Genomic DNA, 20193 nt, shown 5'->3' on the forward strand with positions numbered 1-20193 from the left:
ATAAAGTATTGATATCTATTTTAATATTTCTAGTCATAATAAAACTCCCTGCTAAGTTTTCACTATTTAAGTGTTTACTTAACAGGGAGCATATCATTAAAATAGGGGATAGTGCTTTTTATTTATGATTTAAATGTATTTCTAAGTTGTTGTTGTTCATCTTTAAGTTGTAATAGTTTAGTTTTTAAATCTTGTTCTAAAGATTGTAGTTCTTGTTCAGCTTGTTGACGTTTACGTGTACCGTCTTCTTGTATTCTTAATGTTTCTTGAATTGTATCCACGATATTTGTTTGTGTCGTCTTAAGTGTCTCAATATCAACAATACCACGTTCATTTTCTTCTGCTGTTCTTATCGCATTTTGTTTCAACATTTCTGAGTTTTTAAGCAACAGTTCATTTGTCGTATCTGTAACTTTCTTCTGTGCTTCTGAAGCACCTTGTTGCCTCAATAAAGTTAACGCGATAGCCATTTGGTTCTTCCATAATGGAATACTCGTTAAAATCGAGCTTTGAATCTTTTCAGCCAATGTTTGGTTAATATTTTGTATCATTCTAATTTGTGGTGCTGATTGTAAAGTAATTTGGCGAGATAATTGTAAATCATAGATTCGCTTTTCTAATCTGTTTATATATTGTTGTAAATCAGCCAAATCTTGTACATCCATTTGGTTATTAGATGCTTTAACTTTTTTCTCAAGCTCCACTAAATCATTTTGTTTAAGTTCATCACGCTTTTGTTCAGCTGCTGCGATATAAATATTTAAAGCATCAAAATACGCTTTATTTTCTTCATACAATTGATCTAATAGACCAACATCTTTCATCAGCATATTTTGTGATTTTTGCAGCTCTACAGATATGCGGTCGACTTGCGCACCAACTGATTGGTATTTGCTAAACACTTCATTAACTGAGCGCTCAGCACGCTTAAAAATACGTTTTAAACGCGATTGATTTTGTTTTTGTAATTCATCAGGATTTACTTCTTTTAATTTGTTCATCAAGTTTCTAAGTGAAGAACCGATTGGCCCGACATCTTTAGATTGAACTTGGTTGAGCATTTGATGAGAAAACTGTGATAATTTGTTTTGAGCTTGTTGACCATACAGTAACAGACCATCATTATCTAATGGTTTAATCTGTTTAGCTATTTCGTTTATTTTTTGTTGATCTTCATCTGAGAAATTCTTTTCATAAGTTGAAGTTACATCTGATTGACCAGATTGCTCATTTTCTTGAGCTTCCTGTGGTGCAATTTCATTCGATGAATCCTTAAACGGATCATCAATTAAGTCATCAAATAAATTTTTATTAGTTTCTGTCATAATTACGCTCCGTTTCATATTCGTATTTTTCTTGATTAGTCTTCAAATTTACTTTTTCTTTAGTTGTTTCAGGTATTTCTTTAGTAAAATCTTTTCTGTTTTTAGCCATGTCAGCTAATTCCATCTCAATATCCAATTGATTATAATTCGATACATTCAACTGCTTTAAATCAGCAACTAAAGTCCTTTTATTCTCATCAATCGTAAGTTTAGTTTGTTTCAATTTAGCTTTTTCTTCTTTAGTTTTATTCGGCATGCGTTGTAATAGAGTGTAGTTATCAATTAAATTAACTGTATTATCTAAATGCGAATAGAAAAAGCTTTCGACTGTATAAAACTTTTCTGGAGATTGTTTAACAGTGTTGTAAATTGTTCTTGTTAATTTAGCAACTTCATTTAAATTTTTAAATTCATTATATGAACGTACACGCATATAATTTTTATATAACCGTTTAAGTTTTGGGCTCGCATCATTTAATTGTTTTCTAATGAAATGATATTCTCTACGAGTTAATCCCATTTCCTTTAAAAAACGTCTAGAGCTATACCATTGAATAGGAATAAAACTCAATATATATGATCCGATAAACATACCAGTATCTAACATGAAATGTAAATCCAATTGAAATACACTAAATAAAAAAACAACAGACGATATTGGTACAGCTAATAGTGCACCTAATATATACGATAAATTATATTTCATTTTCATCTTCCTAAATTATAACGTTTTGAAATGCTTTGTATTTTCATCTAATGTTACATCTTCTATGTTGTAATCATCTACTTGAGAAGCAGGTGCAACGCCTTCAATTACTCCTTTAGTAAAACTTTCTAAGTCATCTGTTTTCCCGCTAGCATAAACTTCAACATAATCGTTAACATTTTCAACTGAGCCAACTATATTATATTTCTTAGCCAGTTGTGCTGTGAAAAATCTAAAACCAACGCCTTGTACGCGTCCATAAACTTTAATGTGTTTTCCGTTCATATTAATCACCTCATATATCCATTATAAAGGGTTTCTTACAAAAAAACTAATAATTAGAAACATAAATACTAAGCGCTTTTCTTGATTTCATCTTCAAATAGATTTAAATTTGTTTTAAGGTAATATTCTGAATAGGGGCGTTATAAATGTGGAAAGTTGTTACTATGCGGGCAGATTATGAGGGCTGGTGGCTATTCGATGATTGGACAGATCATATTATTCATGAAATCATTTGCAATGATTTTGATGAGATGCTAATAACTTATAATGACTTACTGAAATCGTACCAAGAAAAATATGCAAATGAGATAGTTGGTAAATATAATATTCATGCTTTTTATAATAATTGCGATATTGCTTTTTGTGAAGATTGTGAAGAAGATTTACAAATTTTTTATAGTATTCTTATATTAAATGACAATTCTATTTATACACCTTTACCAAATTAATAAATTCTGAAAATATCTGAATTGGTATTGCATTTGAATATTTAGTGACGTATAATAAGTAATAGCAATATCGTTATTCCATATTGCAAATGACATTATATATTTGGTGTTTTTTGTAATATGCGAATATCGCATATTGAATTTTAGTCTTGGAGGTTTCTCAATTATGAAACAAGGTACAGTAAAATGGTTTAATGCAGAAAAAGGATTTGGTTTTATCGAAATCGAAGGAGAAAATGACGTATTCGTACATTTCTCAGCAATTAACCAAGAAGGTTACAAATCTTTAGAAGAAGGTCAAGCAGTAGAATTCGAAGTAGTTGAAGGCGACCGCGGCCCACAAGCTGCAAACGTTGTAAAACTATAAAATATATGAATTTGAAAGACTAGAAAGAAACCCTAACAATGTTAGGGTTTCTTTCTGCAAAACTATAATACTATTAAATAATAATAAAGTTTAAGTTTATATAACGATATCTTTAATTATTTAAAAGCGCTACCCGCAGATTTCTATCTGATTGGGTAGCGCTTTTTTATTCAAAAAAATAAATAATTATTTATTTCACATCGTTCAAAATGAGTTGTTTTAATGTTTGCCTCTTAATAACTTCTCTTGCTTTTCCATCTCTGACAAATAACACTGCCGGTTTTGGCATTTGGTTATAGTTAGAACTCATAGAGTAGTGATACGCTCCTGTCGATAATACAGCTATATAATCACCAATTTTTGTTGATTTAGGTAATTTCATATCTTTACCGATTAAATCACCTGATTCACATAATTTACCTGCTATTGTTACTTCTTGTAAATCATCTTCTTGTCTATCTACTAATAGTGCCTCATATTTCGCATTATATAAAGCTGTTCTAATATGATCACTCATACCACCATCAATTGAAACGTAAGTATTAACATTAGGTATTTCTTTAATAGTGCCAACTCTATATAAAGTTACACCCGCTTCTCCTACGATAGAGCGTCCTGGCTCTATAGATATCTCAGGTATATCCATGCTATATTTTTCACTATTTTCTTTAATAGCATCAGTAATGCGCTTAATACTTTCTTCAATTGGATAGCTCTTATCTTCGTTTGTATATTTAATACTGAAACCGCCACCCAAATTGAGAATTTCAATATCGATATTATTTTCTTTTAACCATTCAAATACAATTTGTATCGTATTAATCGTACCATCCGCTTCAAAAATTTGTGACCCAATATGGAAGTGGATACCTTTAAAGTCTATTTTGTCTGATGCTTGTAGTGCTCGTACACCTTCTAAAGCAGTACCATGTTTTATCGATAATCCAAACTTACTATCTTCTTGTCCTGTTTGTATAAATTCATGTGTATGTGCTTCAACACCTGGATTAACTCTTAAAACTGCTTTGATTGGTTTAGATGCAATTCGGTTAATACGTGTAATTTCATCTAATGAATCAATAACGAAATACTCAACGCCACTTTCAATTGCATATTCTATTTCATCATTCGTCTTGTTGTTACCGTGAAAGTGTATTTTACTCGGATCAAAATCACTCGCTAAAGCTGTAAATAGTTCTCCTTCAGATACTACGTCTAAGCCCATATTTTCCTCTGCCATTAGTTTAAATAATTGAATGCTACTAAAGGCTTTAGATGCGTATGAAATATTATATTTTAGACCACTGTTACTAAATGCTTCATGAAATCTTCTACACTGTGATCTGATTTGTTCTTCATCATAAACAATAGTAGGGGTACCATAACTAGCTGCAATTGTCTTTAATGAGATATTCCCCATCGTTAATACGCCTTGATCATTATATTTAACAGTCATGATTTAATCTCCTTTATTAATGAATGATGGTTTAGTGCACTAATTTGTTCTGAATTAGCACCTACACCTTTAAATGTAAATTCGTCTATTCTTATGTCATTGCTATACATTGTTACCATATCTCCACGTTTTACTGATTCATCCACTTCTACAAACATATGACTCATCATTAATCCACGTATAGGATACCTTTTACCATTGATTAGCGCATCATGTTTAGCACGTGTTTTAAGTATACCGTCTCCATAACCGATATCAACTACTGCAAGGTTACAATCTTTATCTGCTGTATATTGGAAACTATAACCACAAGTTTCGCCTTGTTTAATAGGGCGTACTTGAATCACATTCGCAGTAACAGTAAAATTTTGATGAGTAGTTGAAGTAGCGAGACTACTATAAGGTCTTGAACCATATAGAATAATACCTAATCGCGCATGTGTATGTTGATCAAGCAAGCCATCTTCTCTTACAAAACTCGCACTATTCTGAGCATGAATAAATTTAAACGTATAACCTAAACTTAAGATTTCGTCTAAACAACTTAACCAAGCTGCTCGTTCTATTTCATACTCATCTCCACCAAATTCATCTGCGTATCCGAAATGCGTCCATATTCCTTCTATTTTAGCTTGTTCATCATGGGGTAGGTTAGTATTGAATTTTAATACTTCTTGCATTTCTTGAGCATTTTTCAATCCTGAACGGTGTAGCAAGTTTTCTAATTCTAAATGTAACTTAATACCACTTAAATCGTCTTTAAATTCATAATAAAATTCTAAAGAGGGTAAAGTCATTGCGATATTATATTGTTTTAAAGTTTCAAACTCTGTAGATGGATTCATTAAAAAGATATTTACATCACTGTTTAAATTTCTAATTCTCACAGCTTCATGTAAAGATGTCGTACTAAATGTCTGTATACCAGCAGCGATAAATGATTGCACTGCAAATTCTAAACCAAAATGATAAGCATCATTTTTCACAACAGCCATAACTTCTTGTCCATCTGTAAACTGTTTAGCGTTATTTATAAAGTCTTGTTCATATATTGTGATACGTGCAACCATTATTTATCCCTTCCTTGATTTAACAATGCCATATAATAATCAGCTATTAAAATAAGCACTTCTTCATCAAAATTTAATTTGTTTGTATGTAGACCATACACAAAGTCTTTTTCAATATTTTTAGTTCCGAAAAATACAAAATAACTTGGCGCCAATTGTCCATAGAAACTAAAATCTTCGCCGAATAAATATGGTTTTTCTAGTTCATGTAATTCGACACCAGTTGTATTTAATGCTGACTTTACATTTTCGTATAGTGTCGAATCATTTGTAGTAGGTGGGTATCCCTCAGCAAAATCAACACGACATTCAACATCAAATAACAATTCAACACTTTGAGCAATTTTTATCATTTGTTGTTTCACGGTTTCTAAATCTTGTACATCATAAGTTCGAATTGTACCTTCTAAATAGCCATTTTGTGGGACCGTGTTAATTGCTTCTCCAACATTAAATTGACCTATGTGTACAATGTTTCTATTAAGACCATTTAAATGAAATTGTTGAATTTGACTCACTTGGCTTAATACATGCATTAATGCTTCTGATGCAGCTTTTCCTTCTTCTTTACTCGCTACATGACTAGATAAGCCATTTAAATAGAAACGATACTCTGTAGCACTTGCAGTTATTTCATCATTTTTAAATGCTACTGTACCTAAATCTTCAAAAGGCATGATATGTACGCCATAAATTTCTTCTATTTGAAATTGATCAAATACTTTAGATTTTATAAGTTGATTTGCGCCCGCTTCCGTTTCTTCTGAAGGTTGAAAAATGAATACAACGTTATGTGGTAATTCGCCTTTGTCGTATAATGCTTTACACCTTTTTGTAAATAACATTAGCGCTGTCGTATGACCATCGTGTCCACAAGCATGCATCACATTGTCATTTTTACTTTTATAAGGTACTTCATTTTCTTCATGAATAGGTAAGGCATCAATATCTGCTCTATAAGCAATTGTCCTATTTGAATTGCCTTCTAAATAACCAATAATCCCTGTAGTAATAGGGCGTTCATATGGTATTTCCAATGATTTAAGAAAATTTTCAATATATGTTGTTGTTTCAAATTCTTGCATGCTTAATTCTGGATGTTGATGCAAATATCTTCTTGTTTCTTTAACAAAATTTAATTCAGACATTTAAAAATCAGTCCCTTTATAGTATGTATAGAAAGAGAGTGGGACATCATTCCAATTTTTTTAATAAGATTTCATTGTCCCACCCAAGCAAATATAAATAGCATTGAAAATTTTAATATAATCTATTTCAAACTAGATATATATTGCCAATCTAATAATTTAGGCTGAGGCATTTATTTATGTCTCAGCCTAATCTTTTATATGATGAGTTATTGGTTTAAGTTACGTAAAGCAGATACGATTTCTTTTTTACCATCTTGTACATCTGCTGATTGTTTAATAACTTTAGCAGGGGTACCAGCAACAACTGCTCCTTCTGGAACATCTTTCGTTACAATTGCACCAGCAGCAACGATAGCACCTTTACCAATGCGAACACCTTCAAGTATTACTGCATTAGCTCCGATTAGTACATCGTCTTCAACAACTACTGGAGAAGCACTAGGTGGCTCAATAACGCCCGCTAATACTGCACCTGCGCCAACGTGCACATTTTTACCTGTAGTAGCACGACCTCCAAGTGAAGCGTTCATATCAACCATTGTACCTTCGCCAACTACAGCGCCAATGTTAATTGTAGCGCCCATCATTACAACAGCGCCATCTTCAATAACTGCATGTTCTCTAATGAAAGCACCAGGCTCAATACGAGCGTTTGTATTTGTTAAATCTTTTAATGGTATCGCTGAATTGCGACGATCCATTTCTATTTCGACATCTGTAAATTGATCTGCATATTTTTCATTAAATGCTTTCCAATCTTTAGCATCACAGAAAATTGTTTTAGATGTTTCTGAACCAAAAACTTTAAATGACTCAGGGAACTCAACATTTTCAAATTGACCATTAACGTAGACTTTTAAAGGTGTTACCTTCTCAGCCTCACTAATATATTGTATAATCTCTTCTGCAGTAAAATCTTTAACCATGTTAAATTCTCTCCTCATTTAAATTATTGTATGTGTAATATCCGTTTTCTTTATTTACTAATATATTTGCCACACTTAGAGCACCGTTGGCAAATATATCCTTAGACTGTGCACGATGCGTAATTTCAATCGTTTCATCATGTCCTGCAAACAATACTTGGTGCTCTCCAACTATTGTACCACCACGTTGAGAACTAATTCCAATTTCAGAAGGTTCACGCTTCGTGTTAGTTTCATGTCTATTGTAAACCGGAACAGTTTCTTCACGCTTTTCTTTAATAGCATCATATAGTTGTACTAACGTACCACTTGGTGCATCTACTTTTTTATTATGATGTTTTTCCAACATCTCAATATCAAAGTCTTCAAGTAATGGTACAGCATATTGAATAATTTCTTTTAGAATATGCACGCCATAACTCATGTTTGCACTGAAGAATACCGGCATATCTTTAGATTTTTCTTTTAACTTTTCAATGATTATTTCTTTTTCACCTGTAGTCGCAATAACTAATGGTAGTTTAAAGTCTTCTTCTAATAGCGGAATTAATAATTCTGGGTTAGAAAAATCGATTGCTACATCCGCTTCAGGTGCCGATGAAATTGTATCAAAGGCAGGGTAGGGATATTGTTTAGAAGGATCTTTAACAACCACGCCTACAATTTCATTATTATTTTCTTCTGCTAGTCTTGCTACACGTTCGTTCATTGCGCCATAACCAATTAATAAAATTTTCATTGTTTTACACCATCTTTAAAGTTAGCAAATGCTTTGCTTAATGTTTGTTGTTCTTGTTCATTTAATGTTACTAAAGGTAACCTTACTTCATACTGACCAAAACCTAGTTCACTTGTTAATAACTTAATAGGAATAGGGTTAACATCTACACCTAAATCATTAAGTAAACTTAGAATTTGATCTCTTAAGTTTTCAGCAGTTTTCGTATCATCTTTTTGAACAAGGTCGAATAATTTTTGAGTTTCTTGTGGTATTGCATTTGCCACAACTGAAATTAATCCTTCTCCACCAAGCTTGTAATAGTCATACATATTATCGTCATTACCACTGTATAAAGCAAAATCAGAAGGTAATTTCTCTTTTAATGTTTGTGCATATTCTAAATCTCCAGTAGCATCTTTTAATGCTACAATATACGGATTTTCACTTAATTTAATCATTGTTTCTACGTCAATTGTCATATTTGTTCTAGAAGGTACATTATATAGAACTACTGGTAATTCAACTGTGTTTGCAATTTTAGTAAAGTGGGCGATTAAACCACGTTGGCTTGTTTTATTATAATATGGTGTGATAAGCATAATTGCATCTGCACCTAATTCTTTTGCTTTCAATGATGCTTCAATAGAAGCTTGTGTGTTGTTAGTACCTGTACCTGCTATAACTGGAACACGACCATTTACTTTTTTTATACCTATTTCTAATAATTGATTTTTTTCATCGTTTGTTAAAGTTGGATTTTCTGCAGTAGTACCGTTAATCACGATACTTTGTACACCGTTTTCAATTAAAAATTCTATATGGTTTTCAAATGCTTCGTAGTCTACATTCTCATCTGTGAATGGTGTCGTTAACGCAACACCTACACCTGTAAATATATGTGACATACTTAACACTCCTCAATTTTTTTATTTATTTAAATTCATAACTTGTTCTAAAACTTGTACTGCATTTAAACTTGCGCCTTTTAATAAATTATCAGAAGTACACCAAATATGGAATGTGTTATCTAATGATTCATCCTTTCTAATTCTTCCTACGAATACTTCATCTTTACCCGTAGAATGAATTGCTAATGGATATTCATTATTTTCTACATTATCAACGAGTACAACTCTGTCATCTTCATCGAATAATTTTTTAATATCTTCAACTGTAGCTTCTTTATCTAATGTTACGTTCATATGAACGCTGTGGCTGTCTTGTACAGGAACACGAACACAAGTTGCTGTAACATTTAAAGTGTTATCGTTTAAGATTTTACGTGTTTCGTCGATCATTTTTTGTTCTTCTTTTGTATAACCATCTTCTAAAAATGAATCGATATGTGGTAAGACGTTATTATAGATTGGGTGAGGGTAGTTAGTTGGTTCTTCACCTTGTTCTCCTTTTAATAAGTCTTCTTTACCAGCTAAACCTGAACCTGATACAGCTTGATAAGTAGTATAAGCTACACGCTTAAGGCCGAACTTATCTTGTAAAGGTTTCAAAGGAACTACAGATTGAATTGTAGAACAGTTTGGATTTGCAATAATTTTTCGATTTAATTTTGGTTCGTTTACTTCAGGAACGATTAAATCGATACCTTCGTGCATTCTCCAGTGACTAGAATTATCTATAACAATTGCGCCATTCTCTTCAAAAAGTGGAGCGAAATGTTCACTCGTGCTGCCACCAGCACTCATGATGACATAATCAAATTGTCCATCTGTTTTATCGTCTGTTAAAGCTTCAACAGTGTATGTTTTACCTTGGAATTCTACTTCTTTACCTGCTGAACGTGGTGATGAAAATAATACTAATTCATCAAATTGGATATTCTTTCTGTCTAATACTTCTAATACTTTTTCTCCTACTAAACCTGTTGCACCTACAACTGCTAATTTTGTCATTTTGTTCACTCCATCATTCATTATATATTAAATGTTTCACACAAAATACGTACTGCTTCTTCACCTAAATCTCGATCAACGACATAAGAAATACTAATTTCTGATGTTGTTGTTTGATAAAAAGGTATGTCATTACTAATTAAAGTTCTGAATGCTTTAGAAGCAATACCAGACATGTCTCTCATGCCAGTTCCAATTACGGATAGCTTTGCATAATTTTCTTTCATTATGTAGCGAAGGTGAGGGTAATCTAGCATTAAATCTTCTATAATTCTTTCAATTTGTTGTACTTCAGAATCTTTTATTGTAAATGACAATTGTAGACCTCTCTGATTTTCAATTTGTGAAATCATATCTACATTCATTGACTCGTGTTCTAAAGAATCAAACATTTTTTGCAGTAATTTAAAGTTTTGCATTGGATACGTTAATGTTACATGAATCATATGCGTATCTAACGCGACTCCAGTGACTGCTTTTTTCTCTAAAATTTCTGTTTGTGGCATAATCCATGTTCCTTTCACGTTTGATAATGTTCTACCTAAATAAAGAGGTATGTTGTAATTTCTAGCTATTTCAACACTCCTTGATTCTAATACACCAGCTCCTAAAGCACTCATTTCCATCATTTCTTCATAAGAAACTTCAGAAAGTAATTTTGCATCTTTATAAATTCTAGGATCTGTTCCATAAACACCATCAACATCAGTGTATATTTCACAAGTGGAATTTATACTTGATGCTATTGCTACAGCGCTTGTATCTGAACCACCGCGTCCTAAAGTAGTGATTTCCATTTCATCATTAACACCTTGGAAGCCAGCTACTACTAGAATATCGTTTGTTTTAAAAGCTTCTTCAAACCTAGGAGCATCAATTTCAGCTATTTTACTCTTTAAATGATGACCAATTGTTTTAATACCAGCTTGATACCCCGTCATCGCCTTCGTTTGAACACCTATATCATTCAACACCATTGAAAGGTAAGATATTGTTTGTTGTTCACCTGTAGTTAGCAACATTGCTAAATGTTCATCTTTAGGTTGCGATGTTAACGTATCAATATTTTGCATTAAAGTATCAGTCGTTTTGCCCATAGCACTTACAACAACTACTAGTTGTTCGCCATTATCAACGCGAGATTTTAACATATAGGCTATATTTTTAATTTTGTTAAAATCACTTACGGATGTTCCGCCAAATTTCAATACACTTTGTGTCAAGATTATTCCTCCAATTAAAATCGGGAGGTCAACGCCGTAATATAAATAAAAAAACAAGTTCGGCATCCGAACTTGTTTTAATTTATATATACAAGTGATGCACTCCATTTATCATTAAGATAATGACAGACAATAAGCTGTTAACCTATACGTCCAACATAATAGTTCTGCAAAAATATTATGTTTCGGCATCGCACCCTTTCACTCCTTGAAGATTGCAGTCCTATAGGGGAGTTACTAATGATTGATGCGCCTCATCAAAAACATATTCAATTGATATGCATTCATTATACATAGAAAGAATATTTATGTAAAGAGAGAAAACAGATTATTTCAAAAAGTCACAACAATTCAACAAATTTAAAATGAATAAAATGGGTAAATTAATGCAGAAACAAAGAATGGGTTGGGAGATAAATTATAACTCAAAATAAATAATCTACGATTTTGTTCGTGCATGCTTGACTAGGGTATGGTTCGAGCCTGTAGTCTCTCACTCATAATATTCCCTCAGGCTTCAGCACTTTACAAAATCGTAGGGAACATCGCGCTAACGAGCTTGTTTGAAATTTCTTGCTCGTTAGGGGACACGTCCTCTTCTTGTTCATTATAAACAATTAACTACTCTCGCTTATATAATAAAAACAGGCTGGGACATATAAATGTCTCAGCCTGCTCATATAAGTTCAGCATAAATTAGCTATATACACCTTGATCTCTTAGGTATTCTTCATAGCTAATTTCTTTAGAAATTACGCCATCTTCTTTAATATCAATAACTCTATTAGCAATAGTGTTTATAAATTCAAAGTCGTATGAAGTAAAGATTAATGAACCTTTGAAGTTCTTCAGACCATCGTTCACAGCTGTGATACTTTCTAAGTCTAAGTGGTTAGTAGGTTCGTCTAATAATAGTACGTTAGAATTTGATAACATCATCTTACTCAACATACATCTTACTTTTTCTCCACCTGAAAGTACGTCTGCTTTTTTCTTAACTTCTTCACCACTGAATAGCATACGTCCTAAGAAACCTCTTAAGAATGTTTCAGTTTGTTCTTCTGGTGGTGCATATTGTCTTAACCAATCAACTAAGTTCATATTTACACCATCGAAGAATTCTGAGTTATCTTTAGGTAAATAAGAACGAGAAGTTGTAACTCCCCATTTAACTGTACCTTCATCTGGTTCAATTTCACCAGCTAAAATACGAAGTAGGGTAGTTTTAGCGATTTCACTTTCTCCTATTAATACAGCTTTATCATTAGGATTCATAGTGAATGAAACATTATTTAAAACTTTATTACCATCAATTGTTTTTGAAACACCTTGAACTTGTAATAAGTCGTTACCGATTTCACGACCAATATTAAAGTTAACAAATGGGTAACGTCTTGAAGAAGGTTGAATATCATCTAACTCGATTTTATCTAACATCTTCTTACGACTTGTTGCTTGTTTAGATTTAGATGCGTTCGCACTAAATCGAGCAATAAAGTCTTGTAATTCTTTAATGCGTTCTTCTTTTTTCTTGTTTTGATCTTGAGCCATTTGTGCAGCTAGTTGACTTGATTGATACCAGAAATCATAGTTACCAACAAATAATTTAATTTTTCCGTAATCTAAATCAGCGATGTGTGTACATACGTTGTTTAAGAAGTGTCTATCATGAGACACAACGATTACTGTATTTTCAAAGTTTATTAAGAATTCTTCTAACCAAGCGATTGCTTGAATATCTAAACCGTTTGTAGGCTCGTCCAGTAATAGAACATCTGGCTCACCAAATAAACTTTGAGCTAATAATACTTTAACTTTTTGGTTATTTTCTAATTCAGACATTTGTTTATCATGTAGGTCGTCTTTAATACCTAAACCTGAAAGTAATACAGAAGCATCCGCTTCAGCGTTCCAACCGTTCATCTCAGCAAATTCGCCTTCAAGTTCAGCAGCACGCATACCATCTTCATCAGAGAAGTCTGGCTTCATGTAAATGTCATTTTTTTCTTTCATAACTTTCCATAATTTTTCGTGACCTTTTAATACCACGTCAATTACTTTTTCATCTTCATGAGAAAAGTGATCTTGCTTTAATACAGCTAAACGTTCATCTTTACCTAATGAAACGTTACCTGATTGTGAGTCTAATTCTCCAGATAATACTTTTAAAAATGTTGATTTTCCAGCGCCATTAGCCCCAATAAGTCCGTAACAGTTGCCTGGTGTGAACTTAATATTTACATCTTCGAATAGTTTACGATCACCAAATCGCAAACTTACATTAGTGACTTGTAACATTAAATGACTCCTTTTCATTAATACTTCTATCGATGAATTATACCATATATCTAACAAAAAAGGACAAGAGAATGAACTGTCGTTACATGAAACAAAATGCATGTTATAATGTAGAAACTAATAAGATAAGAATGGAGAATGATATGGCACAAGAAAAAGATACACTTGTAGGTCGAATAGACTTTTTAAAAGTGGATAGATTGGAAGGTTCAACGTACCATTTACTTGGACCTAACAGCGAACATATTAAAATGAATGCATCTGAAGTAGATAATGAAGACGATTTAGAAATAGGCGAAGATTATAGTTTCTTTGTATATCCAAGCCGTTCTGGCGAATTATTTGCCACACAAAATATGCCAACAATTACAAAAGACCGTTACGATTGGGTAAAAGTTTTAAGAGTAGATAGAGATGGCGCAGCAGTTGATGTTGGTCTACCTAGAGAAGTATTAATCCCTTGGGAAGACCTTCCAAAAGTTAAAGAACTTTGGCCACAAAATGGCGACATGATTTTTTGTACGCTAAGAATAGATAGCAATAGTCAAATGTTCGCAAGATTAGCGACTGAAACAATTGTTGATACTATGTATAAAGCTGCGGAAGAAACAGTTTTACATCAACATGTTACAGCTAGACCATACCGCCTGTTAAGAGTAGGAACATTTTTACTGTCAGAAGATGGATACAAAATATTCGTACATGAATCTGAACGTAGACATGAACCTAGGTTAGGCGAAGAAATGGACGTTAGAATTATTGGCGTTAAAGAAAATGGCGAGTTAAATGGTTCATTCTTACCATTAGCACATGAACGTCTTGATGAAGACGGACAAATTATTTTTGATTTACTAGTTGAATATGATGGAGAACTACCTTTCTGGGATAAATCTGACCCAGAAGCAATCAAAGAAGTATTTAATATGAGTAAAGCAAGTTTCAAACGCGCAATAGGTAGATTGTATAAACAAAAACTTATCGTTATTGAAACAGGTAAAATTGCGATTACTACAAAAGGCTGGGCTCAAGTTAAACAAGACGAAGCATAAATTCTTATATTGTTATAAATGAGTTGAGCATATACAAGCTGTGACCTAACGCAAAAGTTGGGACACGGCTTTTATTTTTTGAAGAAAATTATTTGTATTAGCGAACGTTGTTGACACGTTTGATGAGAATAGTCAACAAGGGTAGCGTTATTGACACGTTTGGTAAGAATAGTCAACAAGGATAACGATATTGACACGATTGCTAAGAATAGTCAATAAGACCAGCGTTATTGACACGTTTAATAAGAATAGTCATTAAGAGCACTAACAATAAAGGTTCTTTTCGCCATTCATGACGAAAAGAACCTTTATTTAATTATTCAATTTCATCTGTTAATGTTTCTAATTCGTCAATCAAACTACCGATATAAGCTATTGTTTCTTTTAACGGCTCGTCTGTAGTAACATCAATTCCAGCTAACTCTGCTAATTCAACTGGAGATTTTGAACCACCTGATTTCAATACATTTAACCAATCATCAACAGCAGGTTGTCCTTCATTTTCTATTCTTTGACTCATTACTGTACCAATTGTTAATCCAGCAGAGTAAGTATATGGGTATAATCCCATATAATAATGAGGTTGGCGCATCCAAGTTAATTCAGCACCGTCAGTTATTTCGACCTCGTCACCCCAAAAATCTGAAATAACTTTCTTTTTAATTTCATTAAGCAGTGGGGCAGTTAAAGCTTCACCTTCGTCTACTTTTCTATAAACTTCTCTTTGGTACTTAGCTTCTAATAAGTGCGTAACCATATTATGATAATAAGTTCTTGAAATAATTGAACTTATCACCCAACGTTTGAATTTTGGATCATTTGATTTTTTTAATAAGCTATTTGCCATTAACATTTCATTCATTGTAGATGGTGCTTCCACAAAATACATAGAACAATCAGCTTGGTATACATTTTGATATTTATTCGCTAAATTAAAATGACCAGCATGACCTAATTCGTGGGCTAATACAAATACTTCAGTCATTTTACTTGTCCATGAAATGAATATAAATGGATTTACGCCATATGGGCTCGCACAATAAGCACCTGTTTGTTTACCTTTATTTTGAGGAAAATCAATCCAGCGTTTGTCATAACTATCATTTACCATTTGCATATAATCATCGCCAAGCACACTTAATGCGTCTTTAATATATTCTTTTGATCCTTCAATCGATACATCAGGTTCATAAGTTGGATCTAGCGGAATTCTTAAATCTTCAAAACGTATTTCATCTAAATTATTTGTTCGCTTTAGCAATTTAGCATAACGTCTCATATGTGGTGCTAATTCTTCAGAAATCACATCTATTTGTCTATCGTACATTTCTCTCGTAACATCTTGAGGTTCAAGTAAGAAATCTATAACAGAATCATATCCACGAAGTTCGGATTCTATTTTTTCTTTTTGAACATGAGCGTTGTATGTTGCAGCAGTCGTATTTTCATAGCGACGCAATGCTTCGCTGAATTTCTTAAACGCATTTCTTCTCACTTCAGTATTTGAGTGAACTTCAAAATCTCCTTCGAATGATACATAATCTAATGCAATTTCTTCGTTATTTGCTTCAAACGTACCAAACTCAATATCTAACATTTTCGTAATTCCATACAATTCAAACGGTGCACTAAAAGTAGGTGAGAACGTCGCTAAAGTTTTTTCAACTTCAGGATGTAACGTATGTGGTTTTTGTCGTTTTAGTAATGATAAATATTTAGGGTATTCTGATTGTTTAATTAAAGCATTAAATGTTTCCTCTTCTAATTGTAAGATTTCCGATTCTAAAAATGATAATAAACCTGCAATCTTCCCGTATGTAGTAGAAAATTGTGCTGCTACTTTTTGATTATCAGCGTCAGTCGTATCAGTAGAATACAATAGTTCTGCATATGTACTTAAATGTATTACATCAATAATAAGATCAGCTTGTTCATGTAAAGCTGATTCAATAGTCGATACATCCTTTAATTGATTGAGATACTTTTCATTAAAATCAGTCACTCTTTGAACTAAGTCAGTTAACGTTGAATAAAAAGCGTTGTTATTTTCGTATAAACTCGATAAGTCCCATGTTTCGTTAATAGGTATTTCACTACGTAATTTTTGTCCCATTGTCTCATCCCTTTTTAAAATATTTGCAATGTTCACATAATTGCTCATTTTCATTATAATATTAATCATTTTAGAGTACAAATTTGCTAGGTTATAAAACATTTGTTAAATTCAATTATTTTTATAAAAATACTGCAAAACTTAATTAATATATTAATAATCGGGTATAATATTAGATATAGTTGTAAAGGAGGCGTAATAGTTTGAATATATTTGATTTCCCAAATTACTTATGGATATCATTTGTGATTGTCGTCGTTTTCTCAATATTGTCTTCATTAATATTAAAAAAATATGTTATTAGCGCAATATTAACATTTATAATATTAGGCATTATTGCTTTTATCTTACCTAATTTTTATGATATTACATACGAACCATTATTAGGTTACGCTGCCTTTATGGCCATTATTAGTTTATGCTTCAGTCTTTTAACATGGTATTTAGTCAAAAAGAATAGACAAAGAAGACTAGAAAAGTTAAGCGAAAAAGAAGGTATAGATAGCGGGCATCAATTTGAAAAATTAAAAAGACGAGAAAAATAATGATAAACAACATAATATAGAATAAAACATCGACCTGAATTTACATTTCAAGTCGATGTTTTATTTTATTATTTAAAATAAACTGGTGTAGCTACAGCATATAATACTTCATTTATTAGCTTACTACCATCTGAACTTAAATCTGAATTCTTTAATGTTCCTTCTAATTCATATCCACAACGCTCGATAGTTTCTATACTTTTAGTGTTTTGAACATCTATATAAGCTTCAATTCTAACAAAGCCATGTTCTTCAACTAAATATTTTGTAACATATTTTATAGCTTCGGTAGCAAATCCTTTTCCTAAACCAGAATTAACCATCCAATAGCCAATTTCACATGAGGGTAATCTTAAATTAATATCTTGTAAAACGATTGATCCAACGAAAGTTTCAGTTTCTTTATCGAAAATAAAATATCTTAAAAATTGTTTATTTAAGTTTATATCAGTAGTTTTATTAATAAAATCTGTAACTTTAAAATCGTCAAAATTATGATTAAAAAAGGAAACCCATTCTTTTAAGCGATCAACTGAATTAAGCATGCCTTGTTTAATAGTATCTTTATATGTATAAACACGTTCTCCAGCTAGTAAAAATAAACGATCAGTTTCTAGCTTTAAATCAAATTTTATGTTGTGACTCATAATAATGCTCCTATCTGATTCAATTTTTCTTATTTCTATAGTATATCAACTATAACATTATCTATATGACCAAAAATAATATTTTTTAATATTTGTTGTTGACCCTTACGTTACGTTAGACTTTATAGTAATAAGTAGGAGGAGGTCAGAGAAATGGAAATGACTGTAAAAGAAGTTGCAGATTTAGTAGGAATAAGCGTGCGCACGCTCCATCATTACGACTCAATAAACTTATTAAAACCAGATAATACAACTGAAGCTGGGTACAGGTTATATAACGATAAAAGTCTCGAAAAATTACAGCAAATTCTATTTTTTAAAGAACTAGATTTTCCTCTCAAAAAAATAAAAGAAATTCTCAATGATCCATCATTCGATACAAAAGAAGCATTAAGGTTACACAAAGAAATGCTTTTAGAAAAAAGATTGCGTATAGACAAAATGATAGAAACCATTGATAAAACAAATCTACATTTAAAAGGAGAGATTAATATGACAAAAGAAGAAAGATTCGAAGGTTTTGATTTTAGTCAAAATCCTTATGAACAAGAAGCTAAAGAAAAGTGGGGCGAAAAGACAGTTGATAAAGCTAATGAACAATTAGCAAATATGCCTAAGCAAGAAAGATTCGAAAAAGAAGATGAAATGAACACTATATTTAGAGAACTAGCTTCAGTTAATGATAAAGAAAAATCACCAGCATCAAAAGAAGCACAACAACTTATTCAAAATTGGTATGATTTCTTAAATGATAACATCAATTATGAGTATTCATTAGAAATATTTAAAGGTTTAGGTGAAATGTATGTAGCTGACGAACGTTTTACTAAAAATATAAACCGATTTGGTGATGGATTAGCACAATTTATGCATGAAGCTATTAATATATATGTAGAAAATCATAAATAAGAGAAACACCAATGATTTAATCGGAATAATTACGATTTAAACTCATTGGTGTTTTATATTATGTTTATGTTATTGTAGCTTAATATTAAATTTTAAGGAGAATCATAATGATATACATACTTAGACATTGCAAAGCTATCGGTCAAGATAAACATGCAAATTTAACTGAAGATGGCCAATTCTGTGCAGAACAATTAGTACAAGTATTAGCAAACCTTAATATTGATCAAATATACATTAGTAATATGAAGCGTACATATGAAACAATCAAACCATATATAAGTAAATATCAAGTAAATGTTATTACAGATTCAAGGCTCAATGAACGTCAATTAAGCGACATATCATTAGATAATTGGTTAAATGAGCTTAAATACACATTTAAAGACTTTGATTATCGTATACATAATGGCGAATCAAGTTCAGAAGCTCAAAAAAGAATTTTAAGCGTATATGAATCCATTAATCAATCATATAACAGCTTAATCGTTACACACGGTAATATAATGACATTGCTATTAAATCATTTTAATCACGAGATTGGATTTGAAGAATGGAAAGCATTAAAAAATCCAGATTTATATAGCATAGATAAATATAACAACGTTAAACATATAAGTATGTCGTTAAACGAATAGAAAAGGGTCCCCTAATCAAAATACACACAACTTCCTATAATATATATTATGTAAACTAATATCTAGAAAATATATAGTTAACACGAATATCTGTGTTTATTGCGTTTTTATATAGTTTTAACTCGATACTTAATATTATCAATTCTCATTCATTTAACTCATGCAATTATTTAACTTATGATTATAGAAATTACAACCATTACGACACTCCAAATTATTGATGCTTTTCCTGATAATCTGCTTGTTTTATATAATAAGATTGCTATTAAATATCCAACTATCAATATTCCGAAATCAAACACGCCTAGATAAATGTTGTCGCTGCAAACAAACTTGATGCTTTTACATCAGATATTATGCTTAATTTTGATGATGTCAACGTAAATATCCATACTATGATTAATT

At 31.7% G+C, this 20193-nt stretch carries 20 protein-coding genes and 1 riboswitch; of the genes, 6 read left to right on the forward strand and 14 right to left on the reverse strand.

The genetic code is table 11. The features are described from left to right. Positions 1 to 122: 122 nt before the first annotated feature. The 3 genes from CD135_RS10840 to CD135_RS10850 are packed head-to-tail and all read right to left on the reverse strand — an operon-like array spanning position 123 to position 2316. Positions 123 to 1325, reverse strand: coding sequence for a toxic anion resistance protein (locus CD135_RS10840; RefSeq protein ID WP_103269465.1), 1203 nt, complete (start codon positions 1323 to 1325; stop codon positions 123 to 125). After that, positions 1312 to 2031 (reverse strand): 5-bromo-4-chloroindolyl phosphate hydrolysis family protein, encoded by a 720-nt coding sequence (locus CD135_RS10845; protein ID WP_103269466.1) that lies wholly within the window; start codon positions 2029 to 2031, stop codon positions 1312 to 1314. The genes CD135_RS10840 and CD135_RS10845 overlap by 14 nt, the downstream gene beginning before the upstream one ends. 15 nt (positions 2032 to 2046) lie before the next feature. Then, positions 2047 to 2316 (reverse strand): acylphosphatase, encoded by a 270-nt coding sequence (locus CD135_RS10850; RefSeq protein ID WP_016999782.1) that lies wholly within the window; start codon positions 2314 to 2316, stop codon positions 2047 to 2049. A gap of 146 nt (positions 2317 to 2462) precedes the next feature. Between CD135_RS10850 and CD135_RS10855 the strand changes: the two genes are divergently transcribed. Both CD135_RS10855 and cspA read left to right on the forward strand, forming a co-directional pair. Further along, the gene (locus CD135_RS10855; protein ID WP_064205146.1) at positions 2463 to 2765 is read left to right on the forward strand and encodes a DUF1033 family protein; all 303 of its coding nucleotides are present in this window, start codon (positions 2463 to 2465) and stop codon (positions 2763 to 2765) included. A gap of 166 nt (positions 2766 to 2931) precedes the next feature. After that, the gene (cspA, locus tag CD135_RS10860) at positions 2932 to 3132 is read left to right on the forward strand and encodes a cold shock protein CspA (protein ID WP_016912585.1); all 201 of its coding nucleotides are present in this window, start codon (positions 2932 to 2934) and stop codon (positions 3130 to 3132) included. A gap of 190 nt (positions 3133 to 3322) precedes the next feature. On the opposite strand, the gene lysA is transcribed toward cspA, so the two are convergent. From lysA to CD135_RS10905, 9 genes are all read right to left on the reverse strand, one after another. Beyond that, on the reverse strand, positions 3323 to 4588 hold the full coding sequence (gene lysA, locus CD135_RS10865) for a diaminopimelate decarboxylase (protein WP_016999780.1): 1266 nt from the start codon (positions 4586 to 4588) through the stop codon (positions 3323 to 3325). Then, positions 4585 to 5658 (reverse strand): alanine racemase, encoded by a 1074-nt coding sequence (gene alr, locus CD135_RS10870; protein WP_103269467.1) that lies wholly within the window; start codon positions 5656 to 5658, stop codon positions 4585 to 4587. The genes lysA and alr overlap by 4 nt, the downstream gene beginning before the upstream one ends. Then, complete coding sequence (locus CD135_RS10875) at positions 5658 to 6806, reverse strand: M20 metallopeptidase family protein (RefSeq protein ID WP_103269468.1); 1149 nt, start codon at positions 6804 to 6806, stop codon at positions 5658 to 5660. Before CD135_RS10875 ends, alr begins: the two co-directional genes overlap by 1 nt. Positions 6807 to 7015: 209 nt before the next feature. Then, entirely contained in the window at positions 7016 to 7735 is a 720-nt protein-coding gene (dapD, locus tag CD135_RS10880) for a 2,3,4,5-tetrahydropyridine-2,6-dicarboxylate N-acetyltransferase (protein WP_064205142.1), read from the reverse strand. Position 7736: 1 nt separating this feature from the next. Beyond that, the gene (gene dapB / locus CD135_RS10885; protein ID WP_016999776.1) at positions 7737 to 8474 is read right to left on the reverse strand and encodes a 4-hydroxy-tetrahydrodipicolinate reductase; all 738 of its coding nucleotides are present in this window, start codon (positions 8472 to 8474) and stop codon (positions 7737 to 7739) included. Continuing rightward, positions 8471 to 9361 (reverse strand): 4-hydroxy-tetrahydrodipicolinate synthase, encoded by an 891-nt coding sequence (dapA, locus tag CD135_RS10890; RefSeq protein WP_103269469.1) that lies wholly within the window; start codon positions 9359 to 9361, stop codon positions 8471 to 8473. Before dapA ends, dapB begins: the two co-directional genes overlap by 4 nt. A 21-nt stretch (positions 9362 to 9382) precedes the next feature. Further along, complete coding sequence (locus CD135_RS10895) at positions 9383 to 10366, reverse strand: aspartate-semialdehyde dehydrogenase (RefSeq protein WP_016999774.1); 984 nt, start codon at positions 10364 to 10366, stop codon at positions 9383 to 9385. Positions 10367 to 10386: 20 nt separating this feature from the next. Then, complete coding sequence (locus CD135_RS10900; protein WP_016999773.1) at positions 10387 to 11589, reverse strand: aspartate kinase; 1203 nt, start codon at positions 11587 to 11589, stop codon at positions 10387 to 10389. Between the two features lie 89 nt (positions 11590 to 11678). Continuing rightward, positions 11679 to 11855, reverse strand: a riboswitch (Lysine riboswitch). A gap of 430 nt (positions 11856 to 12285) precedes the next feature. Continuing rightward, entirely contained in the window at positions 12286 to 13887 is a 1602-nt protein-coding gene (locus CD135_RS10905; RefSeq protein WP_103269470.1) for an ABC-F family ATP-binding cassette domain-containing protein, read from the reverse strand. Between the two features lie 143 nt (positions 13888 to 14030). Between CD135_RS10905 and CD135_RS10910 the strand changes: the two genes are divergently transcribed. Next, on the forward strand, positions 14031 to 14936 hold the full coding sequence (locus CD135_RS10910) for a CvfB family protein (RefSeq protein WP_064205259.1): 906 nt from the start codon (positions 14031 to 14033) through the stop codon (positions 14934 to 14936). A gap of 316 nt (positions 14937 to 15252) precedes the next feature. On the opposite strand, the gene pepF is transcribed toward CD135_RS10910, so the two are convergent. Then, positions 15253 to 17049: an oligoendopeptidase F gene (gene pepF, locus CD135_RS10915; protein ID WP_103269471.1), complete on the reverse strand. Its 1797-nt coding sequence runs from the start codon at positions 17047 to 17049 to the stop codon at positions 15253 to 15255. Positions 17050 to 17252: 203 nt separating this feature from the next. Between pepF and CD135_RS10920 the strand changes: the two genes are divergently transcribed. Then, a complete protein-coding gene (locus tag CD135_RS10920; protein ID WP_017000590.1) occupies positions 17253 to 17594 on the forward strand; it encodes a hypothetical protein in 342 nt (113 codons plus the stop codon). A 68-nt stretch (positions 17595 to 17662) separates the two neighbouring features. On the opposite strand, the gene CD135_RS10925 is transcribed toward CD135_RS10920, so the two are convergent. Next, on the reverse strand, positions 17663 to 18241 hold the full coding sequence (locus CD135_RS10925) for a GNAT family N-acetyltransferase (protein ID WP_017000591.1): 579 nt from the start codon (positions 18239 to 18241) through the stop codon (positions 17663 to 17665). Positions 18242 to 18394: 153 nt separating this feature from the next. On the opposite strand from CD135_RS10925, the gene CD135_RS10930 reads away from it, so the two are divergent. Both CD135_RS10930 and CD135_RS10935 read left to right on the forward strand, forming a co-directional pair. Next, the gene (locus CD135_RS10930; protein WP_103269472.1) at positions 18395 to 19150 is read left to right on the forward strand and encodes a MerR family transcriptional regulator; all 756 of its coding nucleotides are present in this window, start codon (positions 18395 to 18397) and stop codon (positions 19148 to 19150) included. Positions 19151 to 19257: 107 nt separating this feature from the next. Next, positions 19258 to 19788 (forward strand): histidine phosphatase family protein, encoded by a 531-nt coding sequence (locus CD135_RS10935; protein WP_103269473.1) that lies wholly within the window; start codon positions 19258 to 19260, stop codon positions 19786 to 19788. The last annotated feature ends 405 nt before the right edge of the window (positions 19789 to 20193 follow it).

Source organism: Mammaliicoccus lentus, assembly GCF_002902755.1.
Classification (GTDB): Bacteria; Bacillota; Bacilli; order Staphylococcales; family Staphylococcaceae; genus Mammaliicoccus; species Mammaliicoccus lentus.